Origin of the sequence: Pandoraea iniqua, assembly GCF_902459685.1 — a bacterium.
Taxonomy (GTDB): Bacteria; Pseudomonadota; Gammaproteobacteria; order Burkholderiales; family Burkholderiaceae; genus Pandoraea; species Pandoraea iniqua.
Map to the genome: position 1 here is coordinate 154,789 of NZ_CABPSF010000004.1, position 26,394 is coordinate 181,182.

The 26,394-nt window shown below is 62.9% G+C and carries 22 protein-coding genes and 1 tRNA gene; 17 read left to right on the forward strand and 6 right to left on the reverse strand.

Annotated elements, in window-relative coordinates; all coding sequences use genetic code 11:
* Nucleotides 1-117 precede the first annotated feature (117 nt).
* From pstC to phoR, 6 genes are all read left to right on the forward strand, one after another.
* Nucleotides 118-1,098 (forward strand): phosphate ABC transporter permease PstC, encoded by a 981-nt coding sequence (pstC, locus tag PIN31009_RS16415; RefSeq protein WP_150684762.1) that lies wholly within the window; start codon nt 118-120, stop codon nt 1,096-1,098.
* Nucleotides 1,099-1,995 (forward strand): phosphate ABC transporter permease PstA, encoded by an 897-nt coding sequence (gene pstA, locus PIN31009_RS16420; protein WP_150790984.1) that lies wholly within the window; start codon nt 1,099-1,101, stop codon nt 1,993-1,995.
* 59 nt (nt 1,996-2,054) lie between these two features.
* Nucleotides 2,055-2,837 carry a phosphate ABC transporter ATP-binding protein PstB gene (pstB, locus tag PIN31009_RS16425; RefSeq protein ID WP_087686764.1) on the forward strand — a complete coding sequence of 261 codons (783 nt, stop codon included), beginning with the start codon at nt 2,055-2,057 and terminating at the stop codon, nt 2,835-2,837.
* A 21-nt stretch (nt 2,838-2,858) separates the two neighbouring features.
* Nucleotides 2,859-3,566, forward strand: a complete 708-nt coding sequence (gene phoU / locus PIN31009_RS16430) for a phosphate signaling complex protein PhoU (RefSeq protein WP_058377915.1) — start codon at nt 2,859-2,861, stop codon at nt 3,564-3,566.
* 36 nt (nt 3,567-3,602) lie between these two features.
* The gene (phoB, locus tag PIN31009_RS16435; RefSeq protein WP_058377916.1) at nt 3,603-4,304 is read left to right on the forward strand and encodes a phosphate regulon transcriptional regulator PhoB; all 702 of its coding nucleotides are present in this window, start codon (nt 3,603-3,605) and stop codon (nt 4,302-4,304) included.
* Between the two features lie 137 nt (nt 4,305-4,441).
* Complete coding sequence (gene phoR / locus PIN31009_RS16440; protein WP_150684760.1) at nt 4,442-5,800, forward strand: phosphate regulon sensor histidine kinase PhoR; 1,359 nt, start codon at nt 4,442-4,444, stop codon at nt 5,798-5,800.
* A gap of 100 nt (nt 5,801-5,900) precedes the next feature.
* On the opposite strand, the gene ppk1 is transcribed toward phoR, so the two are convergent.
* On the reverse strand, nt 5,901-8,015 hold the full coding sequence (gene ppk1, locus PIN31009_RS16445; protein ID WP_150684759.1) for a polyphosphate kinase 1: 2,115 nt from the start codon (nt 8,013-8,015) through the stop codon (nt 5,901-5,903).
* A gap of 152 nt (nt 8,016-8,167) precedes the next feature.
* Between ppk1 and ppx the strand changes: the two genes are divergently transcribed.
* Complete coding sequence (ppx, locus tag PIN31009_RS16450; protein WP_150790985.1) at nt 8,168-9,688, forward strand: exopolyphosphatase; 1,521 nt, start codon at nt 8,168-8,170, stop codon at nt 9,686-9,688.
* Nucleotides 9,689-9,842: 154 nt separating this feature from the next.
* On the opposite strand, the gene PIN31009_RS16455 is transcribed toward ppx, so the two are convergent.
* Together PIN31009_RS16455 and PIN31009_RS16460 are read right to left on the reverse strand one after the other, a co-directional pair.
* The gene (locus PIN31009_RS16455; protein WP_150684758.1) at nt 9,843-10,676 is read right to left on the reverse strand and encodes a GNAT family N-acetyltransferase; all 834 of its coding nucleotides are present in this window, start codon (nt 10,674-10,676) and stop codon (nt 9,843-9,845) included.
* A 179-nt stretch (nt 10,677-10,855) separates the two neighbouring features.
* On the reverse strand, nt 10,856-11,332 hold the full coding sequence (locus PIN31009_RS16460; protein ID WP_150685088.1) for a SixA phosphatase family protein: 477 nt from the start codon (nt 11,330-11,332) through the stop codon (nt 10,856-10,858).
* Nucleotides 11,333-11,541: 209 nt separating this feature from the next.
* On the opposite strand from PIN31009_RS16460, the gene PIN31009_RS16465 reads away from it, so the two are divergent.
* A tRNA-Pro gene (locus tag PIN31009_RS16465) sits at nt 11,542-11,618 on the forward strand.
* Between the two features lie 72 nt (nt 11,619-11,690).
* On the opposite strand, the gene PIN31009_RS16470 is transcribed toward PIN31009_RS16465, so the two are convergent.
* Nucleotides 11,691-12,617 carry a LysR family transcriptional regulator gene (locus PIN31009_RS16470; protein ID WP_150790986.1) on the reverse strand — a complete coding sequence of 309 codons (927 nt, stop codon included), beginning with the start codon at nt 12,615-12,617 and terminating at the stop codon, nt 11,691-11,693.
* 98 nt (nt 12,618-12,715) lie between these two features.
* On the opposite strand from PIN31009_RS16470, the gene PIN31009_RS16475 reads away from it, so the two are divergent.
* From PIN31009_RS16475 to PIN31009_RS16485, 3 genes are all read left to right on the forward strand, one after another.
* Nucleotides 12,716-16,195: a molybdopterin-dependent oxidoreductase gene (locus tag PIN31009_RS16475; protein WP_150790987.1), complete on the forward strand. Its 3,480-nt coding sequence runs from the start codon at nt 12,716-12,718 to the stop codon at nt 16,193-16,195.
* 34 nt (nt 16,196-16,229) lie between these two features.
* Nucleotides 16,230-17,177 (forward strand): bifunctional Delta(1)-pyrroline-2-carboxylate/Delta(1)-piperideine-2-carboxylate reductase, encoded by a 948-nt coding sequence (gene lhpI, locus PIN31009_RS16480; RefSeq protein WP_150790988.1) that lies wholly within the window; start codon nt 16,230-16,232, stop codon nt 17,175-17,177.
* A gap of 140 nt (nt 17,178-17,317) precedes the next feature.
* Complete coding sequence (locus tag PIN31009_RS16485) at nt 17,318-18,766, forward strand: short-chain fatty acid transporter (RefSeq protein WP_150684752.1); 1,449 nt, start codon at nt 17,318-17,320, stop codon at nt 18,764-18,766.
* A gap of 15 nt (nt 18,767-18,781) precedes the next feature.
* Here PIN31009_RS16485 and PIN31009_RS16490 read toward each other — a convergent pair whose 3' ends face one another.
* Nucleotides 18,782-19,672, reverse strand: coding sequence for an AraC family transcriptional regulator (locus PIN31009_RS16490; RefSeq protein ID WP_150790989.1), 891 nt, complete (start codon nt 19,670-19,672; stop codon nt 18,782-18,784).
* A gap of 150 nt (nt 19,673-19,822) precedes the next feature.
* Here PIN31009_RS16490 and PIN31009_RS16495 point away from each other — a divergent pair, with 150 nt between their 5' ends.
* The 6 genes from PIN31009_RS16495 to PIN31009_RS16520 all read left to right on the forward strand — a co-directional run bounded on the left by PIN31009_RS16495 (nt 19,823) and on the right by PIN31009_RS16520 (nt 25,111).
* Nucleotides 19,823-20,527 carry an O-methyltransferase gene (locus tag PIN31009_RS16495; protein WP_150790990.1) on the forward strand — a complete coding sequence of 235 codons (705 nt, stop codon included), beginning with the start codon at nt 19,823-19,825 and terminating at the stop codon, nt 20,525-20,527.
* A gap of 2 nt (nt 20,528-20,529) precedes the next feature.
* The gene (locus PIN31009_RS16500; RefSeq protein WP_174997226.1) at nt 20,530-21,264 is read left to right on the forward strand and encodes a siderophore-interacting protein; all 735 of its coding nucleotides are present in this window, start codon (nt 20,530-20,532) and stop codon (nt 21,262-21,264) included.
* A 198-nt stretch (nt 21,265-21,462) separates the two neighbouring features.
* Nucleotides 21,463-22,032, forward strand: coding sequence for a hypothetical protein (locus PIN31009_RS27945; protein WP_174997228.1), 570 nt, complete (start codon nt 21,463-21,465; stop codon nt 22,030-22,032).
* Between the two features lie 499 nt (nt 22,033-22,531).
* On the forward strand, nt 22,532-23,707 hold the full coding sequence (locus PIN31009_RS16510) for a porin (RefSeq protein WP_150790993.1): 1,176 nt from the start codon (nt 22,532-22,534) through the stop codon (nt 23,705-23,707).
* A gap of 550 nt (nt 23,708-24,257) precedes the next feature.
* Nucleotides 24,258-24,470, forward strand: coding sequence for a 30S ribosomal protein S21 (gene rpsU, locus PIN31009_RS16515; RefSeq protein ID WP_010806331.1), 213 nt, complete (start codon nt 24,258-24,260; stop codon nt 24,468-24,470).
* Between the two features lie 167 nt (nt 24,471-24,637).
* A complete protein-coding gene (locus PIN31009_RS16520; protein WP_150684746.1) occupies nt 24,638-25,111 on the forward strand; it encodes a WbuC family cupin fold metalloprotein in 474 nt (157 codons plus the stop codon).
* Between the two features lie 72 nt (nt 25,112-25,183).
* Here PIN31009_RS16520 and PIN31009_RS16525 read toward each other — a convergent pair whose 3' ends face one another.
* Entirely contained in the window at nt 25,184-26,248 is a 1,065-nt protein-coding gene (locus PIN31009_RS16525; protein WP_150790994.1) for a glycosyltransferase family 9 protein, read from the reverse strand.
* Between the last annotated feature and the right edge of the window lie 146 nt (nt 26,249-26,394).

Below are 26,394 nucleotides of genomic sequence, written 5' to 3' on the forward strand. Positions count from 1 at the left end.
CCACGCTCTGTGGCGTAGCGCGGTGCTCCAGACCTGCTTTATCCGCGCCGCCCGCGCCGCCGCCTGATGGTTGATCCGGCAACGGCTGGCGGCGCGTCTCACGAAAGAGACGACATCATGGCAGAAGCCACCAGCCCCCTCGCAACGCCGGGCGCCGCTACGCAGCGGGCTCCGTCTTCCGCTGGCGACATTCTTTTCGCACTGCTCGCCCGCGCCGCCGCATTCATCACGCTGCTCCTGCTTGGTGGGATCATCGTGTCGCTCATCGTGAGCGCATTGCCGTCGATTCAGAAGTTCGGCTTCGCGTTCCTGTGGACAAAGGAATGGGATCCTCCCGCAGAACAGTTCGGGGCACTGGTGCCGATCTACGGCACGATCGTGACGTCGATCATCGCGCTCTTTATCGCTGTGCCGGTCAGCTTCGGCATTGCGCTGTTTCTCACTGAACTCTCGCCCGTATGGCTGCGTCGCCCGCTGGGCACCGCCATCGAGCTGCTGGCCGCCATTCCGAGCATCGTCTACGGGATGTGGGGTCTGCTGGTTTTCGCCCCGATCTTCAGCCAGTACTTCCAGAAGCCGCTGCAAGGCCTGCTCGGCAACGTACCGGTGATCGGCGCGCTGTTTCAGGGCCCGCCGCTGGGCATCGGTATTCTGCCGGCCGGCGTGATCCTCGCGATCATGATCATTCCGTACGTCGCCTCGGTCATGCGCGACGTGTTCGAAGTGACGCCCGTGCTGCTCAAGGAATCGGCCTACGGTATCGGCTGCACCACGTGGGAAGTGATGTGGCGCGTGGTGCTGCCCTTCACGAAGACGGGTGTCATCGGCGGCGTCATGCTCGGTCTGGGCCGCGCGCTCGGCGAGACCATGGCCGTCACCTTCGTGATCGGTAACACGAACCTGCTCGACAACGTTTCGCTGTACTCGCCGGGGAACAGCATTACCTCGGCACTCGCCAACGAATTCGCCGAAGCCGGCCCGGGTCTGCACACCGCGGCCTTGATGGAACTCGGCCTGATTCTGTTCTTCATCACCTTTGTGGTGCTGGCGCTGTCCAAGCTCATGCTGCTGCGCCTCGAAAAGGGCGAAGGTAAATAAATGACCCAACAAGCGCTCGAATTGGAAACGCCCGACGTGAAGCCCACCGACGCCTTTACCCGCGTGCGGCTGCAAGCCTACCGCCGCCGCAAGAATGTCTTCGCGATCGCGATGTCGCTCGCGGCGATGGCTTTCGGCCTGCTCTGGCTGCTGTGGATTCTCTACACCACGCTCTCGCTGGGCATCGGCGGCCTGTCGCTGTCGCTGTTCACCGAAATGACGCCGCCGCCGAATACGGCCGGCGGGGGGCTCGCCAACGCCATCGCCGGCAGCCTGATCATGGTCGGTGTGGCCACGCTCATCGGTACGCCGCTGGGCATTCTCGCCGGCGTGTATCTGGCGGAATACGGCCAGAAGTCGTGGCTGGCAAGCATCACGCGCTTCATCAACGACATTCTGTTGTCGGCGCCGTCGATCGTGATCGGCTTGTTCGTCTACGCACTGGTGGTCGCGCAGATGGGCCACTTCTCGGCATGGGCCGGCATCATCGCGCTGGCGCTGCTGCAAGTGCCGATCGTGATCCGCACGACCGAGAACATGCTCAAGCTGGTGCCGAACAACCTGCGTGAAGCGGCATTCGCGCTGGGCACGCCGAAGTGGCGCATTATCGTGAAGATCACGTTGAAGGCGTCGATGGCCGGTATCGTGACGGGCGTGTTGCTGGCCGTGGCGCGTATCGCCGGCGAGACGGCACCGCTGCTGTTCACGGCGCTCTCGAACCAGTTCTGGTCGATGAACCTGAACCAGCCGATGGCCAACCTGCCGGTCACCATCTTCAAATTTGCCATGAGCCCGTTTGCGGAGTGGCAGGCGCTTGCTTGGGCGGGCGTGTTCATCATCACCCTTGGTGTGCTGTTCCTGAACATTCTGGCGCGCACGCTGTTCGCGAAGAAGTAACCGAACGCGACAACAAACGACGCGACGACATAACGCATACCTGACGGCCGAGACAGACCATGACGAATCCGACACAAGAAATTAAGCTGCCCTCGAAGATCGAAGTTAAGAACCTGAACTTCTTCTACGAGAAATACCACGCGCTCAAGAACATCAACCTGCGCATTCCCGACCGTAAGGTCACGGCCTTCATCGGCCCGTCGGGTTGCGGCAAGTCCACGCTGCTGCGCACGTTCAACAAGATGTACGCCCTGTATCCGGAGCAACGCGCCGAGGGCGAAATCAACATGGACGGCGAAAACCTGCTGACTTCGAAGCAGGACATCGCACTGCTGCGCGCCAAGGTCGGCATGGTGTTCCAGAAGCCGACGCCGTTCCCGATGTCGATCTACGACAACATCTCGTTCGGCGTGCGACTGTTCGAGAAGCTCTCGCGCTCGGAGATGGACGACCGCGTGGAGTGGGCGCTGACCAAGGCGGCGCTGTGGAGCGAAGTGAAGGACAAGCTGCAACAGTCGGGCTACGGCCTGTCGGGCGGTCAGCAACAGCGTCTGTGCATTGCGCGCGGTATCGCGATTCGCCCGGAAGTGCTGCTGCTCGACGAGCCGTGTTCGGCGCTGGACCCGATTTCCACGGGCCGCATCGAAGAGCTGATTGCCGAACTCAAAGACGACTACACCGTGGTGATCGTCACGCACAACATGCAGCAGGCGGCACGTTGTTCTGACTACACGGCTTACATGTATCTGGGCGAACTGATCGAATTCGGCGAAACCGAGAAGATCTTCATCAAGCCGGACCGTAAAGAAACCGAAGACTACATCACCGGCCGTTTTGGTTGATCCCACGAGGAAACCTGCGACATGAACGATAAACACCTTTCCAGCCAGTTCGATTCCGACCTGAATCAGGTTTGCTCGCGCGTCCTCGAGATGGGCGGCCTGGTCGAATCGCAGATCGTCACCGCCATGCAGGGCCTCATCGGGTTCGACCGTGCATTGGTCGACGAAGTGATCGCCAACGAGCACCGTCTCAACACGCTGGAAGTCGAGATCGACGAAGAGTGCAGCAAAATCATTGCGCGCCGCCAGCCGACCGCGCGCGATCTGCGCCTGCTGCTCTCGATTTCGAAGACGATCACCAACCTCGAGCGCGCAGGCGACGAGGCCGAGAAGATCGCCAAGCGCACGCGTCACCTGCTTGAAGACGGTGCGGCACAGAGCGTGAATTTCGCCGAGATCAAGCTCTCGGGCGAAATGGCAGCGCAGTTGCTGCGTCGCACGCTGGACGCGTTCGCGCGTCTGGACATCGTGGCGGCGGCCGAAATCGTGCGCGACGATAAGGCCATCGACAATGAATTCCGTGGCTTCGTGCGAAAATTGGTCACGTACATGATGGAAGACCCGCGCACCATCTCGGCCGGCCTGGATTTCCTGTTCATCGCCAAGGCCATCGAGCGTATCGGCGACCATGCGAAGAACATCGCCGAATTCATCATTTACATCGTCAAGGGCACCGACGTCCGGCACATTTCGCGCGAAGATTTGCAGCGCAAAGTGCAAGGCGAATAACAAGCTCGACATTACTGAAGGTTTGAGAGGCAACCGATGCCCAGCAGCATTCTGATCGTAGAAGACGAGCCGGCGATTTCCGAGCTGATCTCCGTTAATCTGCAACATGCGGGTCACTATCCGATCCGGGCGTACAACGCCGAGCAGGCGCTCACGCTGATTAGCGACGTCCTGCCGGATCTCGTTCTGCTCGACTGGATGCTGCCCGGCAAGTCGGGCGTGACCTTCGCGCGCGAACTGCGGGCGAACGAGCGTACCAAGCACGTGCCCATCATCATGCTCACCGCGCGCAGCGAAGAGCAGGACAAGGTGATGGGGCTGGAGATCGGTGCGGACGACTATGTCACCAAGCCGTTCTCGCCGAAGGAACTGATGGCGCGCATCAAGGCGGTGTTGCGCCGCCGTGCGCCGCAGTTGACCGAAGATGTGGTCAGCGTGAACGGTCTGAAGCTCGACCCGGCAACGCACCGCGTGACGAGCCATCAGACGAGCGGCGACATCAAGCTCGATCTGGGCCCGACGGAATTCCGTCTGCTGCATTTCTTCATGACGCATCCGGAGCGCGTGCACAGCCGCTCGCAGTTGCTCGATCAGGTGTGGGGCGATCACGTGTTCGTGGAAGAGCGCACCGTGGACGTGCACATCAAGCGTCTTCGCGCTGCACTCAAGCCTGCCGGGCACGATGCTATGATCGAGACCGTACGCGGCAGCGGCTACCGCCTGACGAAGTCGGTCTAAGGCGCTCTGGGCGCTCCGAGGCTGAACCCTGACGTGCGCCGTCGGCGCCGTCAGCCGCCGTTCCCCCTGCGACCGACGATGGCTTTTCGCCGTCTCGTCAGCCCCGGGTAGCGGCGGCAAACCCCTGTGCATCGTCTATGAATATCATTTGGGCCCGTGCGCTGGCGTTCCTGATCCTGCAAGCGGCCATTTCGGTGGCCGTGGGCTGGCTTCTCGGCGCGCGCGCAGGCTACGTCACCGCGATTTTCCTGCTGGTGGTGCAGCTTTTCTTCAACGTCTACCACGCGCAACGCCTCTGGCGTCTGCTCGATGCCCCGGTCTACGGGGAAGTGCCGAGCGCGCTCGGCCTGTGGGGCGAAATCTACTACCGGCTGCACAAACTCGCGAAGCGCTGGCATAACCAGGTCAAGCAGGTCGAGCAGCAGCACGCGCGCTTCATTCAGGCCATTCAGGCTTCGCCCAACGGCGTGATCATGCTCGACGAGCATAACCAGATCGAGTGGTGCAATGCGATTGCCGAGACGCACTTCGGTATCGATGCCAAGCGCGATCTGCGTCAACAGATCACCCATTTGCTGCGCACCCCCGCGTTCGTGCACTACCTCTCGTCCGAGCGTTATGACGAGGCGCTGATCATGCAGCACATGGGCGTGAAGCGGAACAATGTGCTCTCGATGCAGGTGTTTCCGTATGGCGACAACCGCAAGCTGATCATCTCGCTCGATGTGACTGATCTGGAGCGCACGGACGCCATGCGCCGCGACTTCGTGGCCAACGTCTCGCACGAGTTGAAGACGCCGCTGACGGTGCTCTCCGGCTTTCTGGAAACGGTGGGCGAACTGCCGCTGTCCGCCGATGAGATTCAGCGTTACGTCGAAATCATGCGCCAGCAGGCATCGCGCATGCAGAGCATCGTGAACGACCTGCTGACGCTCGCCAAGCTCGAAGGCAGCGGCAAGCCGCCTTCGGACGAGCGGATCGACATGGGCGTGCAGATGCGCACGCTGCGCAGCGACGCTGAAGGGCTCTCGCAAGGCCAGCATGCGATCGAGGTCACCGGTGTCGACGGGCTGGACGTGCGCGGCGCTGAAGGCGAATTGCACAGTGCGTTCAGCAATCTGGTCAGCAACGCGGTGCGTTATACGCCGCAGGGTGGCAAGATCTGCATCGACTGGAGCGCGACCGACGATGGTGGCGCGCGCTTTACCGTCATCGACTCGGGGCTGGGCATTCCGGCGGAACATATCCCGCGTCTGACCGAGCGGTTCTATCGCATCGATCGCAGCCGTTCGCGTGATACGGGCGGGACCGGGCTGGGACTGGCCATCGTCAAGCACGTGCTTACGCGTCATCAGGCAGACTTGCGGGTCACGAGCGAGGAAGGGCACGGCAGTACGTTCAGTATCCATTTCCCGCCGTCACGGGTGGTTCACCGTGCCCCGGCGGATCTGCCGGCACCGGCCGCTGCGCCGTCGAACGTGGCCGCCAACGGTTGATCGGCTCGCAACGCGGGCTGGCGCGACCCAAACGTAAAAAAGGCGTCTGACTTAACGGTCAGACGCCTTTTTTGTGTCCGCGTGTTTGTCGTTCGCGCGGTTAGTTACCCGTCTGCACGTACTGGGTCAGGTCCTGCATCAGCGCCAGTTGGCTGTTGAAGGGCTTCTTGCCCGCGCGACGGCGCAGGTAGCTGCCATCCGGGCGCATGAGCCACGCGGACGTGTTGTCGCGCAGATGCACCATCAGCCCTTCGCGAATCACGCGGGCCTTCAGGCGCTTGTCATGCACGGGGAAGGCCACTTCCACGCGGCGGAAGAAGTTGCGTTCCATCCAGTCGGCGCTTGAGAGCATCACCTTCTCGTCGCCATGCGCATAGAAGTAGTAAATGCGATGGTGTTCGAGAAAACGCCCCACGATCGAGCGCACGGTGATGTTCTCCGAGAGCCCCGGCACGCCTGCGCGCAGCGAGCAGACGCCGCGCACGATGAGGTCGATCTTCACGCCGGCACGCGATGCCTTGTAAAGCTCGGCAATGATGGTCGGATCGAGCAGCGCGTTCATCTTCGCGATGATGCGGGCCTTTTTGCCGGCGGCGGCCGCTTCCGTTTCGCGCCGGATCGCTTCGAGCAGATGCGTGTGCATGGTGAACGGCGACTGCCAGAGACCGTGCAACTGCGTCTGCCGGCCGATACCGGTGAGCTGCTGGAAGACGACGTGCACGTCGGCGCAGAGCTTTTCGTCGGCCGTCATTAGGCCGAAGTCGGTGTACAGGCGTGCCGTGCGCGGGTGGTAATTGCCCGTGCCGAGGTGCACGTAGCGCTTGAGGTACGTCTTCTTGCCCTCGTGCGTGCGGCGCACCACCAGCAGCATCTTCGCGTGGCACTTGTGGCCGACCACGCCGTACACGACGTGCGCGCCGACCGCTTCGAGCCGTGCCGCCCAGTTGATGTTCGTTTCCTCGTCGAAGCGGGCGAGCAACTCGACGACCACCGTGACTTCCTTGCCGTTGCGCGCGGCTTCCATGAGCGCGTCCATCAGCGACGACTCGTTACCGGTGCGGTAGATGGTCTGCTTGATGGCGACGACGTCAGGGTCGCGGGCGGCCTGCAACAGCAGCTCCAGCACCGGCTGGAAGCTGTCGTAGGGGTGGTGCAGCAGCACGTCGCCCTGATCGATGAGATCGAACATGGCCGGCGAGGCGATCATGCGCTTGGGCAGGGCCGGGACGAACGGTGCGAATTTCAGATCGGGGCGGTCGACCATCTCGGGCAACGGCATCAGGCGCACGAGGTTGACGGGGCCTTTCACGCGGTAGCAATCGGAGTCGGTCAGGCCGCATTCCGTTTGCAGGCGGCGCACGAGCCGCGCGGGCGCGCCGGAATCGACTTCGAGGCGGACGGCATCGCCGAGGTGGCGGGCCGGCAATTCGCCTTGCAGGGCGGTGCGCAGGTTCGTGATTTCGTCTTCGTCGACGAACAGGTCGCTGTTACGCGTGACACGGAACTGGTGGCAGCCCTTGGCCGTGAGGCCCGGGAACAGTTCGCTCGAAAATCGAAGCATGAGCGAGCTGAGCAGCACGAAGCTGTTGGGCAACGGCGCGAGCGGGGCGGGCATCGGCACCAGACGGGGCAGGGCGCGCGGGGCTTGCACGATGGCGAGTTCCGCGTCGCGTCCGAACGCGTCTTTACCTTCGAGTTCGACGGCGAAGTTCAGGCTTTTGTTGAGAACGCGCGGGAACGGGTGAGCTGGGTCGAGCCCGATGGGCGTGAGCACCGGCACCAGTTCGCGCATGAAGTAGTCGCGTGCCCATTCGACTTGGGCATCGTTCCACTGGCCGGAGGGGTGAAACGCGATGCCCTCGGCCTCGAGCGCGGGCATCAGGCTGCCGAACATGGCGTACTGCTTTTCCACGAGCGCTTGTGCCCGGGAACAGACTTGCGTGTAAACTTGCTGAAAAGTCATGCCGTCGGGCGTGAGCATGCCCGGATTTTCGCGCATCTGCTCCTTGAGTCCGGCGACGCGGATTTCGAAGAATTCATCCAGATTGCTACTGACGATACAGACAAAACGCAGGCGTTCGAGCAGTGGCGTGGCCGGGTCGGCTGCCTGTGCGAGCACGCGTTCATTGAACGCAAGGATGCCAAGCTCGCGATTGAGCAGCGGATAATTCATATTGAACGTGCGAAAGACATGGGATTGGCGTGAATTCTTCATCCGTATTGTTACAGTTATATGACATTCACATTTGTCAACGACGTGTCATATTCACTTTGTAACGTATTCGTCATTTATCTGTCGAGTGCGCGTCACGCTTTTCGTGTGCAACAAAGCGTATTTCGACACTCATCGCCCAGGCGCACCCCCACATGAGTACCCCTTCGCCTTTATTAGCGGCCGTCGATCTCGGCTCGAACAGTTTTCGCCTGATCATCGGCCGGGTGGAGGAAACCTCCGCGGGCACGCAGATTTATCAGGTGGATGCGCTGCGCGAACCGGTCAGGCTTGCCGCTGGCCTGAACGCGGAAAAGTATCTCGATCACCCGTCGCAGCAACGCGGCTGGGATGTGCTCAAGCGCTTTGGCGAGCGGCTGCGGGGTTTTCATCCCGATCAGGTGCGCGCGGTCGCGACTAACACGTTGCGTGTGGCGAAGAACGCACAGGATTTCCTCGGTGAAGCGCAGCGCGCGCTCGGGTTTCCCATCGAAGTGATTGCCGGACGCGAAGAAGCGCGGCTGATTTATGCCGGCGCAGCGCATTCGGTGCCCACTTGTCCGGGAAATCGACTCGTCGTGGATATCGGCGGCGGTTCGACGGAATTCATTATCGGTCAGGATTACGAACCGTTGATCATGGAGAGTCTGTACATCGGCTGCGTGAGTCACAGCCGTTTGTTCTTTCCCAGCGGCAACGTCGACGACTATGCGATGAAGCAGGCCGAGTTGGCGGCGCGTCGTGAAATCCAGATTATTTCCTCTGCGTTTCGCGAGGCCGGGTGGTCGCAGGCCATCGGTTCATCGGGCACGGCCCGCGCGCTGGCCGAATTGCTGGAGGCCAACGGCTTCAACGACGGCGGGGTGCACGGCCTCACGCGCGGTGGTCTCGAGCGGCTCAAACGAGCGCTCATCAAGGCAGAGAACGCCAATCGTCTGAAGCTGGCCGGGTTGAAGCAGGACCGTATTCCGGTGTTGCCGGGCGGCCTGTCGATCATGCTCTCGGTGTTCAACGAGCTTGAAGTCGATCATATGGAAACGACGGACGCCGCACTGCGTCTGGGCGTGATGTACGACTTACTGGGCCGTACGCAGCATCAGGACATGCGTGCCGTGACCGTCGAGCAGTTCGTGCGCCGCTACGGCGTGGACCGTGCGCAGACTGAGCGTGTCGGGCGTCTGGCGATTGCGCTGTATCGGCAATTGCCGGTGGCTGGCGACGAAGCGGACGCCGACGACGGTCGTGAAGAGGACGAAGCGCTGCTCGGCTGGGCATCGTCGCTGCACGAAATGGGGTTGTCGATCTCGCACAGCGCCTATCACAAGCATTCGGCTTACATCGGCAGCAACGCGGACATGCCCGGCTTCTCGCGCCCCGATCAGGCGCGCTTGGCGGAGTTGCTGCTGGGGCACGTCGGCAAGCTCGGCAAGCTGGCGTCGCAGGCGCAGCAGGTCGACTGGCAATTGCTGTTCTGCCTGCGGCTGGCGGTATTGTTTTGTCGCCGCCGCATCGACGCGTTGCCCGAGAGCATCGAGGTGAATCGTCTTGACGACGGCTTTGAGGTAACGGTGCCGCGCGCGTGGATCGACGCGAACCCGCTGACCGATTACAGCTTGCAGCGCGAGGCGCAGGAGTGGGAGAAGATTGGGCAGCGTTATAAGGTGGTGTACGCCTGAAAGGGGGAATTTCCCCGCGCTTCTCGGTTGCTCAGTGACTCAAGACTCAAATCATTCGACTTGGTGTTGCAGATAATAAAAAGCCCGGCAATTTGCCGGGCTTTTTTTGTCCTTATGAAATGGACGGATTGGGTTGGGGGGAGCGTGGCCTGACTCAGGCGTTTTGCAGCTTGCTGAGCAGTTCCGGTCCGAGGAAGTGACGCGCGTAACGCGGGTTCATGTCGGACAGGCGGAACATCGTCAGGAAGTCGGCCGTATTGAAATCGGGGTCCCAGGCCGGGGCGCCGCAGATGCGGGCACCGAGGCGCAGGTAGCCCTTGACCAGCGCGGGCGGCTCGACGTCGAGGCCCGATTGCAGTTCGTTGATCGGCAGCGCGATGCGCGGGACGGCGTGATACTCGGCCGGGGCCATGGCGCTATCGCTGTCTTGCAGCTTGCGATACAGGCTGGCGGCGTAGTGGCCACCGTCGGCCATGGGCACGCTGGCGCAGCCGAGCATGGTCTCCAGACCGTTACGTACCATGTACTCCGCCAGACCGCTCCAGAGGGCCATGATGACGGCGCCGTTGCGGTAGTCGGGGTGCACGCACGAGCGGCCGGTCTCGAGCATCTTGGGGCGCAGATGGTCGAGGCGAGAGAGGTCGAATTCGCCCTCGGAGTACAGACGGCCGAGGCGTTTGGCCTGATCGGGGGGTAATACGCGGTAGGTGCCGACAACCTTGAGCGAGTCCTGATCGCGAACGAGCAGGTGATCGCAGTATTGGTCGTATTCGTCGACGTCCAGGCCTGCCGGGCCTTTGACCGAAGCGCCCATTTCTTCGGCGAAGACCTGATATCTCAGGCGTTGGGCTTCACGAAGCTCGCTTTCGTCGCGTGCCCACGCCACAGCCAGATTCGGTTTGACAGGCGTTTCAGGACGAGGAAGACGCCTCCGCGACGTGGGGGTCAGCGAAGAGAGCGGCATGGTGGGGTTCGGCAGGTCGCGCATAAAGGCCCTTTTTGTGACGGTCGCGTTGCGACGTACTTTAAAAAGCATCAATGTCGATTCCGTGAACGGGAGGCGACAATTCTATGACAAAACTTGGGATCTCACGCGGCAGGTCCCAAGGCGAATGTCTTGAAAGCACCGTTCCACCGGCTTTCCGGCGCTTTCAAGCGGGGTAGAAATCAAAGGAGATCGGGATTGATGACGGCGCGCACGACGACCTGACTTTCGTCTTCCCTGCGACGCGAGGCGAGCCACCAGATGCCGGCTTTCTTGATGGTCCAGTAGGATTCTTGGCCGCTCAGGAGCAGGCTGGCGAGTTGGCCGAGGGCGGGTTGGTGGCCGACGATGACGACATTCTGGGCGGTGCCGGGCCAATCGATGGCGCCGAGCAGGGTCATGGCGTTTGCCCCGGGGGCGAGATCGCGCACGATGCGGGGGCTGGGGGTGAGCGCGTGAGCGGTCTGGACGGCGCGTACGGCGGGGCTTGAGAGGATGATGGTGTCTTCGGGGAGGCGGGCGCGCAGCCAGAGGGCGGCTTTTTCGGCTTGTTTGCGGCCGCGATCGGTGAGTTCGCGGGCCAGATCGGCTTGCGCGCTGAGGGCGAGGGTGGCGGGCAGGTTTTCGGCGTCGGCGTGACGCCAGAGAATCAGGTTCATCGACACGGGTTCGAGCATGTTGAACCTCCCACTATGGCGGGTTTTCGTGGCGGCGGCGTGACCGTCGGCGAGACTTTTGCGGTGTGCGGCAACTACGTAATCGCAAGCGAGTGCATGGCCATTGTGCCAGCCATCGACAGGAATTCACGCAGAATTGGCGCGTCTATTTGACGCAGCGCCGAGAACCCTCTACAATTCGCCCTCTTCGTCGGAGCGTAGCGCAGCCTGGTAGCGCATCTGATTTGGGATCAGAGGGTCGTAGGTTCGAATCCTATCGCTCCGACCAGCAGGATTGAAGGTGAAGGGGTTAGCTTCGGCTAACCCCTTTTGTTTTTGTGCGGGCGAATCCCTCACCCCATCACTCCACCCCCATTTGCCCGCGATCATTGATTTCGCGGATGAGTGAGCGCAGCGCGCTGACGATACGCTCGGTTAAGCCTTCGGGTGGACGTTGCTTCGCCCACACCAGTCCCACATCCATCGACGGCACGCTCGTGCTCAGATCCCGCCGCAAGATTCGTCCGCCATCGATCGACCACGGGCGATAGACCAGATCCGACAGGATCGACACGCCGTAGCCCTGTGCGACCAGACTTCGGATCGACTCGATAGACCGCGTGCGGAAATGCACGACCGGTTCGACATGCGCCGCATGCCAATAACGCTCGACCGTCTGCACGTGTTCATCCATATCCAGTAACAGAAAGCGCTGACCTCGAACGTCATCGAGCGTGACGCTCGCCTTGTCGAGCAACGGGTGCCCGGGGCTCGTCCAGAGCCGGCGCGTGGAGCGCAACATGGTCTGCAAGACTAGTCCATCGGCCACCACATTGGACACCAGCAGCAACGCCAGATCGATGTCGCCTGCGAGCACCGCCGCTTCCACCGCTTCGCGATCGCCCTCGATCAGCGTGAGTTCGACATTTGGAAACCGCTTGGACAACATGCTCGCCACCGACGGCAACAGATACGCCGAAATCGTCTCGGTGACGGCAAGCCGCAGGCGCCCGCCGGCATCGTCGGGCAAGGTGCGCGCTTCGTGAAGGGCGTCGTCGGTGGCGTTCAGAATGCGATACGCATGCCGTAGAAACCGTTCTCCCGCCTCGGTTGGCCGCAACCCCTTCGCATGCCGGACGAACAACTGCGCACCCACGATCACTTCCAGATTCTGCAAAGCAATCGTCAGCGACGACTGCGACGCACTGCACCGTTCGGCCGCCCGCATGACCTGCCCGGTCTCGGCCACAGCCACGAAATACTCGATCTGACGCAGAGTTGGCTTCATTTAAAAAATCAATATTGCAAAGTATATTTTTTATATTAGTAATAAAAAGAGCCGCTGTATAGCATCGGAACATCGATTCCTATAGAGACGGACGGGACATGGTTCAGGAGGTCAAGCCCGGGTTCTGTACGCTGTGCAGATCCCGCTGCGGCACGCTCAATCGCGTGGAAAACGATGCACTGATTGCGGTCGAACCCGATCCCTCGCATCCGAACGGCGCTGCCATGTGCCGCAAGGGGAAGGCTGCGCCCGAGCTCGTGCATCACCCTGACCGGCTGACGACACCGTTGCGCCGGACCGCGCCGAAGGGCGCAGACGATCCCGGTTGGCAGCGCATCTCGTGGGACGAAGCCCTGACCGAGATCGCAACGCGGCTCGGCGACATCCGCCGCGAAAGCGGCGCCCATGCCGTGGCCTTCGGCGTGACGACCCCGAGCGGGACGCCGCTGTCCGACAGCATCGACTGGATCGAGCGCTTCATCCAGGTCTTCGGCAGCCCGAACACCGTCTACGCGACAGAAATCTGCAACTGGCACAAAGACTTCGCGCACGCCTTCACGTTCGGTTGCGGCATGCCGACCGCCGACTACGCGCAGGCGGACGTGATCATGCTCTGGGGTCACAATCCAACGAGTACATGGCTGAGTCAGGCCAACGCCATCGGGCGCGGGCGTGTCCGCGGCGCGAAGCTGCTCGTTGTCGACCCGCGCAAGACGCCGCTTGCCGCCGACGCCGATGCGTGGCTGCCGGTGCGTCCCGGCACCGATGCCGCCTTGGCGCTCGGTCTCGCACGCCGGTTGATCGACACCGGGCGCTATGACGAGACGTTCGTGCGCCGGTGGACCAACGCTCCCTTGCTCGTGCGCAACGACAACGGCCGCTTCCTGCGAGCGCAGGATGTGAAGATGCCGGACAACCGCGCGTTGCCCGACGCCTTCGTGATCTGGGACGAGACCAACGGCGCACCGCAGGCCTACGACACAACGCACGCACTAAGTCGCGACGCCGCCAATCGCGCGGCCCTGCGTGGCGAATTTATCCTGAGCGCCAACGATGGCTCGCACATCAGTTGCCGGCCGGCATTCGATCATCTTTGCGAAGGGCTGGCAGATTACGATCCGGCGGCGGTGAGTGAATTGTGCGGCGTCTCGCCTGAACAACTCGAAGCCGCCGCCAACCTTTTCACCGGCGCCGAACGGGTGGCCTATCACGCGTGGTCCGGCGTGGCGCAGCATGCAAACGCGACGCAAATCGAGCGTGCCGTCGCCGTGCTGTATGCGCTCACAGGCAGTTTCGACCGGCGCGGCGGCAACCGCGTGATGACGCGTCAACCGGTGAATGCCGTCAGCCAGCACGATCTGCTGAGTCCCGAGCAACAGGCGAAGGCGCTGGGCATCGATGAGCGTCCGCTGGGGCCGCCTGCGCGCGGCTGGGTGACGGCACGCGACACCTACCGCGCGATTCTCGACGGCGATCCCTACCGCGTGCGAGCGCTGTTCTGCTTCGGCACCAATGTGCTGGCTTCGCAGGCCGACTACGAGATGGCGCGCGACGCGCTAGAAGCGCTCGAATTCCACGTCCACTGCGATCTGTTCGAGACGCCCTCGGCGCGCTACGCCGACATCCTGCTGCCGGTGAATACGCCGTGGGAGCGCGAAGGGCTGCGCCCGGGTTTCGAAATCGACGACCGGGCCGACGCCTTGATTCAACTGCGCCAGCGCATGGTGTCGCCGCGCGGCGAATCGCGCAGCGACAACGACATCGTGTTCGATCTCGCCGTGCGTCTGGGGATGGGCGACGCCTTCTTCGGCGGCAGTCTCGAGGCTGGCTGGAACCACCAGCTCGCGCCAACCGGACTCGACGTTCAGACGCTGCGCGCGCATCCCGAAGGCATCTCACGTCCGCAGCCGCAGTACGAGCGCAAGTACGCCCGCACCGAGGCCGGCAGTGTGCGCGGGTTTGCCACCGAAACCCGGCGCGTCGAACTGTATTCCGAGCGGCTGCTGCGTCACGGCTATCCGCCGGTGCCGGTGCATGTGGCCGCGCGTGGCACCGCCGAAGGCGACACGACACATTTCCCGCTCGTACTCGGTTCAACCAAGAACGGCTACTACTGCCACAGCCAGCATCGCGGACTCGCGAGTTTGCGCATGCGTGCCCCCGATCCGGTGATGCATTTGCACCCGTCGTTGGCAGCACAGAAGCAAATTGCAGCGGGCGACTGGGTGAGGGTGACGACTCCCGTCGGTGTCGCACGTTTTCGCGCCGCGTTCGACGAGGGACTCGCAGCCGATGTGGTGCTCGCGGAGTATGGCTGGTGGCAGGCATGCGACAGCGTGGGCCGTCGCGGCTTCACCATGGCCGGTGAGCAGTCGAGCAATTACAACGCGTTGGCAACGGCGCAGGACATCGATCCCATCAGCGGATCGTCGCCGTTGCGGTCCCTGCGCTGCGACATTTCACGCGATGCGGCGAGCGATCCGGCGCATCGGCCGTGGCAAGGCATGGCGCGATTTCGCATTGCCAGCCTTACCCCTGCGGCCGACGGCGTTCGCGGCATCGCGTTCGAGCCGCTCGACGATGTTGGGCTGCCTGACTATCTGGCGGGACAGCATGTGACGGTGCGCGTACCGATTCCGGGCCACGCGCAACCGCTGACGCGTGCCTATTCGCTCACCGGACCGGCCAACGAGCGCGAGCGTCGCGGCTATCGCATTGCCGTGCGCCATCAGCAGGGGCGCACGCGCGAAGGCGAGGCGTTCGAGGGCGTGGTGTCGAGTTGGCTCAACACTGGCGCACGTGTGGGCGATGTCATCGAACTGGGTGCGCCGTCGGGACGCTTTGTTCTGCCACTGCAAACCCGGCAACCGGTCGTGTGCTTCGCGGGCGGTATCGGCATCACGCCGTTTCTCTGTTATCTCGAGTCGCTCGCAGAGCAAGTTGAGCAAGTTGAGCAAGTTGAGCAAGCGACGGTGCCGCCCCCCGAGGTTTGGCTGCATTACGCGAACCGAAACGGTGCCACGCACGCATTTCGGGCGAGACTGGCCGCGCTCGCGGAGCGTCTGCCCGGCATTCACATTGTCAATTACTACGACGCACCGCGCGAAGCCGACGTGCTTGGCCGCGACTACGCCACCGCCGAACGGCTGTCTGCCGCCGTGGTCTCCGACGACCTGATCGCACGCCGCGCACGCTTCTACCTGTGCGGTCCCGAGCCGATGATGGCGGCCGTGATGGGTGGTCTGGCCGCGCGTGACGTGCCTGCGTTCGACATGTTCAAGGAGGCGTTCCGCTCACCGAGCGCACCGCGTGTCGATGCCGACGCCGCATGGCCGGTCACGTTCGCCCGGTCGGGGCGCGAAGCCGTCTGGACCCCCTCGCACGGCAGCCTGCTGTCGTTTGCCGAGTCGTTGGGGCTGACGTTGCCGAGCGGTTGCCGCGTCGGGCAATGCGAGAGTTGTGCCGTGCGCGTGCTGTCCGGCGAAGTCGATCACATGAGCGACGTGGCGCTCGACGAGCCCGGCATGTGTCTGGCCTGTCAGGCCGTGCCGCGCGAAGCCGTCGTGATCGACGCCTGAATTTTCCATCCCATTTCGAAGAGGAATCTTGTTCATGAAAATCATCGACGCCCAAGCCACTCGCGATGCACTGGCGTTCGGTCCGTTGCTGGACGCATTGCGCACCATGTTCATCGAGGGTTGCGAAGTGCCGTTGCGCCACACGCACGTCATTCCCGAGCCGGGGATGCAGGCCGGCATGACCGTGCTGATCATGCCGGCGTGGCAGCCGGGCGGCCTGATGGGCATCAAGACGGTGAACATTGCGCCGGCCAACGCGCAGCGTGGCGTGCCGGGGCTGCATTCGACCTATCTGCTCTACGACGCGAGTACCGGTGTGCCGCTCGCGCAGATGGACGGCAACGAAATCACGTCGCGCCGCACGGCGGCCGCCTCGGCGCTGGCTGCCTCGTATCTGGCGCGCGAAGACGCTTCGCACCTTGCACTGCTCGGTGCAGGGCGCGTCGGTTCGCTGGTGCCGCTGGCGTACCGTGCCGTGCGTTCGATCACGCGTGTCAGCGTGTGGGATCGCGATGCGCAGGCGGCCGGGCGTCTGGTCGAGCGCTTGCAGGAACAGGGGCTCGATGCCGTCGTCTGCAAGAGCGCCCAAGCGGCTGTCGACGGTGCCGACATCGTCACCTGCGCGACCCTCGCCACCGAGCCGGTGGTGCAAGGCGAGTGGCTTGCCCCGGGCGTGCATCTGGATCTGATCGGCAGCTTCACGCCGCAGATGCGCGAGGCCAGCGACTCGTGTTTCGCGGGGGCATCGTTGTTTGTCGACACCGAGGAAGCGCTGGCGAAATCGGGTGAGTTGCTCGGCCCGATGTCGCGCGGGGTGTTCTCGGCGCAGGACGTGCGCGGCACGCTTGCCGATCTGTGCCGCGCGGGACGCCTGCGTCGCGAAGCAGCCGGAGAGCGAACGGTGTGCACGGTGTTTAAGGCGGTCGGCACGGCGCTGGAAGATCTGGCAGCGGCCAAGCTCGTCTGGCAGGCAACGCAATAAGACTGACGTCGAACGCGACGGCAAGAAGTGGCAGGCGACGGCGTGCCGCAACCGAGGGGCAGGGGACTAGACGGAAACACGGGGCGGGCAGTGCGCGGTACGGCATGGCCGATCAATACACACATAAGGGAACGCAGGAAATGAAACCGGGAACTTCACTATCGAGCACGATGGATGCGCCGCAAGACGGCGGCCCTCTGGAGCGTCTGGCGGCGTCGGTCACACGTTGGTCGGAACGCTGGTTTCCCGACGCCTATCTGTTTGCGGCGCTGGCGGTCATCGTCTGCGCAGGCGGGGCGTTGGCGATCGGCGTGCCGGCCGTCAAGGTGGGGGTGGCGTTCGGCGACGGCTTCTGGAGCCTGATTCCGTTCACGATGCAAATGGCCATCGTGGCCATCTCCGGCTACGTGGTGGCGGTCTCGCCGCCGGCCGCGCTGCTCATCCGCAAGATGGCGGCATTGCCGCGCAGCGGTCGCAGCGCGGTGGCGTACGTGGCGTTCGTCAGCATCGTGCTGTCGTTGTTCAACTGGGCGATCAGTCTGGTGTTCAGTGGCCTGCTGGTGCGGGCGATCGCACGGCGCGAGGACATTCGCATGGATTACCGTGCCGGTGGGGCAGCGGCGTATCTGGGCATGGGCGCGACGTGGGCGCTGGGGCTGAGCTCATCCGCGGCCCAGTTGCAGGCCAATCCGGCGAGTCTGCCGAAGGCGCTGGTCGAGATCACGGGCGTGATTCCGTTCTCGGACACGATCTTTCTGCCGCAGTCGATGGCAATCGCCGGCGTGCTGACGGTGGTGTCTGTCGTGCTGGCCTATTTCTCGGCACCGCGTGACGCGCGTGCGACGTTGGCCGCCGACCTCGGCGTGTCGCTCGACGATACGACGAAGACCTATGCGAAGCCGCAACGCCCGGGCGATTGGCTCGAGTACAGCCCGATCGTCACGGTGCTGATCGTGGCACTCGGTGTGCTCTGGATCGGGCACGAGTTCACCACGAAAGACCCCTTGCTGGCGATCTCGAACCTGAACACGTACAACTTCGTGTTCCTGATGCTAGGCATGCTGCTCAACTGGCGTCCGCGCCGCTTTCTCGACGCGATTGCGAAGTCGGTCCCGTCGGTGGCAGGTGTGTTGATCCAGTTCCCGCTGTATGGCGGCATCGCGTATCTGCTGACCAAAGCGCCGGGCATCGACGGGCAGACGCTCTCGCATCATCTGTCGAGCTTCTTCGTGGCGATCTCGTCGCAGTCGTCCTTCCCCGGCGTCATGGGCGTGTATTCGGCGGTGCTGGGCTTCTTCGTGCCGTCGGGCGGGGGCAAGTGGATCATCGAAGCGCCTTACGTCATGCAGGCCGCCAACGATCTGCACGTGCATCTGGGATGGGCGGTGACGGTCTACAACGCGGCCGAAGCGCTGCCGAATCTGATCAATCCGTTCTGGATGCTGCCGCTGCTCGGCGTGCTTGGTCTGCGTGCGCGCGACGTGGTGGGTTATACGTTCACGCAACTACTGGTGCACTTCCCGGTGGTGATCGTCATGTTGTGGCTGCTGGCGCAAACGTTGACTTACCATCCGCCGGTCATGCCGTGACGATGTAGCAGGATGTCATTCGCCGGATACCGCCTCTGTGTATCCGGCGTCCTTCAGATCGGCAGCGGTCGACGTGCGCTTGTCCGGCAGCCGCTCCGCCATGTAGCGCCCGGGCGACGTGCCGAGTGCGGTGCGAAACATCGTTACGAAACTGCCGGCGCTCTCGTAGCCGAGATCGTCAGCCACTTGCTGAACGGACGCACCGCTACTCAGCCATTTCACCGCCAGCATCAGGTTGAGTTGCTGCCGCCAGCGACCGAAGCTCATTCCGGTTTGCTCGGTCAGCAGACGCGAGAGCGTTCGCTCGCTGACACCCACGTGCCGCGCCCACGTTTGTATCGTGCCCCGCTCGGCGGGCGTCTCCATGATGGCCTCGGCAATTTTACGAAGGCGCGAATCGGACGGCATCGGCAGATGGAGCTCGCCGATCGGCGCGGCGGCGAGTTCGTCGAGCAGCAGCACCGCCAAGTGCGTCTCCGCACCGCCCTCGGGATAGCGCATGGGAAACGAGGCCGAGCGAATCACCAGTTCGCGTAGCAGCGGCGTCGTCGAGATCGCACAGCACGTCGACGGCAGATGCGATGCGACGGCTGGATCGATGAACGCGACATACACCTCGACCGTGCCCGCCGCCGTCACTTTGTGCAGCACGCTGCCGGGCACCCAGAGCGCACTCTGGGGCGGCACCATCCACAAACTGCCCTCGATTTCGCAGGTGAGCGCGCCGCGCAACAGCAGCATGAACTGCGCCTTCTTGTGCGTGTGAAAGTCCTTCTCATGCCGATGCTCGCCATCGCCGGTGGTCGCGACATCGATACCCGCCGCACCGATCGTCACCACCGGACGCGGGACGAGGTCCGGGTCCTCCCATTCGAAGGGATCGGTCAAAGAGGTCAGCAAAGGCATGGCATGAGCGCTCGGGCGCGGTTTTCAGACGATTGGCAAGAATTCCAAACATATTGGCGGAATTTCCCAATGTCGCCAAGTCCTCGCCTTTTTACCATGCATCCACGGCGAGCGGATTCTCCGTCCGCCATGGCGCATAGGAAGCGAATCATGGATTCATTGAGTGTCGGGCGTGTCGAGCAAACCTTGCAGCGGCTTTTCCTTGAGGCGGCGCAGGCCGATGGCCAACTGATGGCGCAGTTCGACGCCGACTCACCGGCGCACGCGGAGCAAACCCTCGCGGAAGCCGTCGACGAGATGATGGCGGCCGAGCGACGCGATCTGCGTGGCGTGTATCGGGGCTACGCAAAGAATTTTCTCAACGTCACGCCGGCGTACGGCCGATTTCTCTATGAGTGCGCCCGCATTTGCAAAGCGACGCGCATCGTCGAATTCGGCACGTCGATGGGCATCTCGACGATCCATCTGGCGGCGGCGCTTCGCGACATGGGCGGCGGTCATTTGATCGGGACGGAACTTGAGCCGGAGAAAGCAGCACGGGCACGCGCGCATCTCGAAGAAGCGGGGCTTGCCGATCTGGTCGACATCCGTGTTGGCGACGCTCGCGAGACGCTCGCCGATGTGGGCGGAGAGATCGACATGGTGTTGCTCGACGGCGCGTTCAGTCTCTATCTGCCGATACTCAAGTTGCTGGAGCCGCACCTGAAACCCGGCACGCCAATTCTTGCTGAAAACGCTTTCGATCACGACAACGAGTATCTGGCGTACGTCCGCAACCCGGCGAATGGGTATCTCTCGCAACCGATCCCCATCAACGAGGGCCGGGGCAACGAATTTACGGTGGTGACGCGATGAACATGAGAGCTCCCGACGCTGTGCTGCCCCAGCCGGGGCCCGTCAGCCGCGCCCTGATTCGCATGTTTATGAAGCAGGCGCGCATCGTTCACGCGGAAGCGCTCGCCGATGATGTTCGTCTGCTGACGATGGAGAGCCCGGCGTTCCGAGGTGTCGATTGGGTGCCCGGCCAAAAGATTCAACTGACCATGGGCTCGGCCTTTGTCGCGCGAACTTACACCCCGATCGAATGGGATGCCGTGGCGGGCCGAACTCGCATCGTGTCCTATGCGCACGGTAGCGGGCCGGGCAGTACGTGGGTACGTAACGTGATGCCGGGCGACGAGTGCACCGTCTTTGGCCCGCGCGCGTCGCTCGATGTGGGGCGCGTGTCAGGCGCGTGCGTGATGCTCGGCGACGAGACGTCGATTGCGTTGACTTATGCGTTTCGCCAACGCCTTACCGAAAGCGCCGTCAGGTGTTTGCTTGAAGTCGGCGATTTGGTGGATACGCACGAAGTGCTGGGGCGGCTGGGGCTCGATGGCGTTGAATTGTTCAGTCGTTCGGCGAGCGATGAACATCTCGAAGACATGGCGAGTCGGTTGTCGGCGCCTGCGATGGCGGGGGCGACGTTTGTCCTGACGGGCAAGGCGTCCTCGATTCAGCGCTGGCGCCGGGAACTGAGCGCACTCGGCGTGCCGGCCGCGAGAATCATGGCCAAAGCGTATTGGGCGCCCGGCAAGACGGGGATGGACTGAGTCGGTGTTTCTCTCGAACAGCGGCGTGGAACGGCGGCCGTGATGCCGGTGTTCCCCGTCGTTGCTGGCCGGGGGCTTGATGTCGCGTGCGAGAGCATTCCGTTTTCGTCGTGATAGGATCGCTTCATCCACGTGAACGTAGTCGTGGCATTTATCCGATCCGGGCTCGCCATTGGGCGAACACATCAGGAGGCCAGTATGTCTGCCGAGCAGAAGACGTCGCATCGCGGGTTCACCATCATCACCGTTCTCGAGCGGCTCTCTAAAGGCCGCGCGCGACTCTCCGCCAAAGTGCTGGCGAATGACGAAGGCCACAAGCAGCGGCTCGGCGGCAAGAAGCTGCTGCAAGCCAAGCGCTGGTTCGATCATTTCGCCGACGATCTGGCAGACCCCGTCATCGCCGGCCTCAAGCACACCATCGACCTCGAACTGGCTGCAGCAGCACGTACGGCCGCCGCGAAAGCGAAGGTATCGGCCGATACCGCCAAGCCGGCAAAACCTGCCAAGGCGGCTAAGCTTGCTAAGCCTGCTAAGCCCACCAAGGCCATCAAAGCCACTAAGTCCGTAAAACCCGCGAAGCCCGCCAAAGCGGCGACGCCAGCCAAATCCGCTAAACCCGCGAAAGCGACTAAGCCGGCTAAACCCGCCAAGCCGACGTCCCCCCAATCCGGCAAGCTGAGTAAAGTCGTCAAGCCGGCCAAGCAGGCACCGGTCGGCACACCCGCGGCAAAACCCTTGAAAACGGTCCCGGCGAGCGGCGCGGCCTGAGAACGGCCGCGTTGACGTCAGGGCGTTCGACAACCTGCAACGCGCAGGAAATGTAGTTCGCAACGCCATCTGATACTGCTGAAAAAATACGGCGCGTGCCTCATGGGCAACGCGCCGTTTTCTTTTTGTGTGCCCCCGGCATCGAGTGAGTCGCGGGGAAATTTGCATCACGTCACACCGTTTCATTCTGCTACTCGAATAGCGAATATCACGCTCACCGAAGCAATGCGAACGTGGCTGCATATGTTGCGAATTACGAGTGTTGCAATCGCACCACTGCTGTGCGAAATGGCCATTTCTCGTGTCAGAATGCACCCGCTTACGAATGACCGGCGGTGCTTTTCCCTCATAAGGAAAGCACCGCTGATCATTTGGTGAGTACTCCATTGCATATGCGGTTGCAGCAATCCGTGTCACGGGGCACGTGGCAGCCGGCATCGTCTGGAGAGATCCGCTCAGCGGACAAGAATTCAAAAAATCACTACCAAAGAGGATAAGAATGAAGCGCATCCAACGTACCGCACTGGCCCTCGCCAGCTTCGCAGTGGCCGCTCCGGCCATGGCTCAAAGCAATGTGACGCTCTACGGCGTGATCGACGCTGGCATTGGCTATGTGAATAACGTTGCCTCCGGCCTGAACGCCAAGGGGGCCCACAACATCCAGGCCGTGAGCGGTATCGGCCAAGGCAACCGTTGGGGCCTGAAGGGCTCGGAAGATCTGGGTAGCGGCCTGAAGGCCGTGTTCGTGTTGGAAAACGGCTTCGCCCTGACCAACGGCACGATGTCGCAGAACGGCCGCATGTTCGGTCGTCAGGCCTACGTCGGCCTGCAAAGCGCACAAGCCGGTACGGTCACGATCGGTCGTCAATACGACTCCGTGGTCGACTTCGTGAGCCCGCTCACGTCGGCCAAGCAGTGGGCCACGCAGTACGGCGCACACGTCGGCGATATCGACAACTTGTACAACTCGTTCCGCGTGAACAACTCGGTCAAGTACACGAGCGTGAACTACAACGGGTTCTCGTTCGGCGCACTGTACGGCTTCAGCAATCAACCGAACACCGGTAACGGCACGGGCTTCTCGAACAATAACGCATGGAGCGTTGGCGCTTCGTACGCCAACGGCCCGTTGATGGCTGCCGCCGGCTACATGCATCTGGCCGGCCCGGGCGCAGCTAACGCCAACGGCGCTGTGACCAACGACTACTCGAGCGCCACCGACATCTTCTACACGAGCGCCGTCGACAAGCACGACATCGCCGCCGCCGGTGTGTCGTACCAGATTCAGGCCGCCACGATCGGCTTCGTGTACAGCTACGCGAAGATCAACTACGTCAATCAGTCGTCGATTCGCGTGAACACGTTCGAACTGAACGGCAAGTACCAGATCACCCCGAACCTGCTGGGCGGTCTGGCATTCGTCTACAGCGACGGCAGCGTGAGCGGTGCGACGGCCCTGTCGGGTATCACCAAGGGCACGAAGCCGCGCTGGTTCCAAGTCAACGCCGGTGGCGTGTACGCCTTCAGCAAGCGCACGGAATCGTACCTGACGGGCGTCTATCAACGCGCCACGGGTGACGCGATTGTGGCAGCGATCGACAACGTGGGCGGCCCGACGGGCACCGGCGCACAGTCGCAAATCGCCGTGATCGCTGGCCTGCGTCACAAGTTCTAAGTATTGCGGGTCGACGGCCGACGGCCTCGACCCGATCCCGGGGCAGCGGAGAGGCGGGGAGGCGCGGTGCGATGGTGCAATTTCGCGCTGATTTCCCGCGTCTTTCCTGCTTTTCCCGGTCCAAACGGGCTCCGCAGCTGACCGCGGAGCCCGTTTGCCTCGCTGGGACTGCAAATCGTGTGCAATTCACGCGCTTTGTGTGTATAATCCCGACCTTGTCCAAAACTTGGGCATCGCGGGGGAATTGTGCTCAGTGACGAACGAAGAGCGCGGTTTCACCATCAGTCAACCCATTCAGCCAGTCTGGAAGGCGGGATGTACGCTTCGGGGCCAGCGTAAAAGCGCAGGTAGCGAGAGCGGACATTAAAAGCCAATCGGGAGATCGCCGAGGAGGTGAGTCGCGGTCCCGCCAGATGTGGTGTAGTGCAGTCCGTGGCAAGTCCGTTCGTCGCGCCTGGCAGGAGGAATCTCCGGCAGGGCGGTGAAGGGTATCTTTGCGCGGTAGTTAATATTCCGGCTTTCTGAGCCGATTCACTATACGAGTTATTGCATGACCAAGATCGTTATCAAAGACGGTGAACCCGTTGAAGTCGCACTGCGTCGTTTCCGCCGCGCCATCGATGGCACGGGCCTGATCAAGGAAGTTAAGGCACGTGCGGCTTACGAAAAGCCGACGGCTGAGCGCAAGCGCAAGAAGGCTGCTGCCGTGGCCCGTCTGCGTAAGCGTCTGCGCAGCCAGACCCTGAAGAAGAAGATGTACTAAGCATGCCGTTGCGCCACCATGGCGCAATGATTTGCGAAGTCGAGAAAACCCGCCGAGAGGCGGGTTTTTTCATGGGCGGGCCCCGGCCGCGGTTTGCTACACTCTCGACCACAGCGCCCAGCAATGCCCAATACCCATCAAGCGCGATATTTCCCCACGATTCCGATATGAAAACGTTGACTCACGAAGCGCTCGACGCGCTGACCCAGCAAGCCGAGCAGTCGCCGCGTCTGCGCATGAACCAGAATCTGCACGACGCGCTGGACGATCCGATTCAGCGTCTGGCGATTGCCATGGAACCGGCGACCTACATTCGTCCGCACCTGCATCGTCACACTTGGGAGTTGCTCACCGCGTTGCGTGGCCGTTTTGTGGTGTTGACGTTCGACGAGGCCGGTGTGGTGACGGATCGCAAGGTGCTTGGTGAAGACACGCTGGTCATTGAGTCACCGGTCAACGTGCATCACACGGTGCTCTCGCTCGACCCGGGCGCTGTCATCTTCGAAGCGAAGCATGGCCCGTATCGCCCGTTTGTCGAAGCCGATTACGCGAGCTGGTCGGCCCCGGCAGATACGCCGGAAGCCGCTGCATTCATGGCGTGGGTGAAGACGGCACAGGTTGGGGATCGCTGGGCTGCGTGAGCGGCAGCCGGTTGATTTCCCGACTGGGCTAATCTGCCGGAAATGCCGGCAAACCTCCGATGGTTTGCCGGATCAGCGGGTCCAGCCCTGAAATTCGGCGGCGAGCGAGTGCAAGGCTTGCGCCGCCGCCTCGACCGCATCGCGCCAGTCGTTCTCGACATTCCCCGACAGTGCGCCGAAGCGCCGCATCTGTGAGTACCCGGCGACCGAGGACTGAGCCGAAGCATCCACGTGCCAGACCGGCACCCCTAGCCCCCCGGCGAGGTGGGTGCGGGCAACATCCAGAGAAATCACGAGATCCAGATTGTCGATGAGCGCGGCTTCGTCCGCGAGATCGTCGCAGTCGGCGCGCCAATCGATCCAGTCGACGCGCGACGGCGGCGTTGCGTCCGTGGTCGCGTGACCGTGGGTGCCAAGCGGTACCCACGAAACGCCGGGCACGGCGAGCAGGGGAATCAGTGGTGTCAGCGCGGTCAGCCGCGCGAGTCCGGCGAGTTCCGTTGACCGATCAGCCATGGGCACGTTGGCGAGCGGGCGGCCACGAGCCGCCGTGTCGTCTGGCGCGGGTGCCGCGCCCGGACGTTGACCGCCAGCGGTGATGCCGGGCCACGCAATCCCGACGCAAAGCCCGTGTTGCGCCGATGCGGCCAGCCGGTCGCGCCAATGACGCGCAGACGTAGCGGCGACGCGCAGATGGGGCATGCCGGCGTGTGCGGCGGCCGCGTGCGGGCCGAGGGTCCGGGCCAGCGCGCCCAGCGCGCAGCGAAGATCCCAGTCGGAGACATCGCGCGGCATGCGCGAGAGCACCACCACACGATCTCCCAGCGACCATTCCACGAGTCGTCGCACGTTGGCAGGGCCAACGAATCCCACCTTGCCGAATCGCGCCGCGGCTGTCTCCAGATGACGCAGTTGACCCACGATGTCGCCCTCGTGCCCGCTGCCGATCACGATCAGGTGCTGATGCAACGTGTCGCCCCCGCCGGTCCACGTCGGCAACGGGCAATCGGGATGCGGACTCAATGCCGCGCCGACTTGCGCCCAGGCATGGGCGATGGCTTCGGTGGTGTCAGGGAGCGAGGTGTCGCCCGAGGCTGGCGGGCAGGGCGTGGGCGTGCGTGAGGAAGGCTTCGTCATGCGAATCCCGGCATCGAGAATGGGCAATGCGGCGAAGAGACCGCGCCGGGCGCCCGATAGGGGCCTAGGGCGGCAACGTGCGCCTGCGCAAGGTCTGGCAGGCTCGTGAGAAATGATAGGGGAGGGGGCGGCCGGCAGCGGTGTGT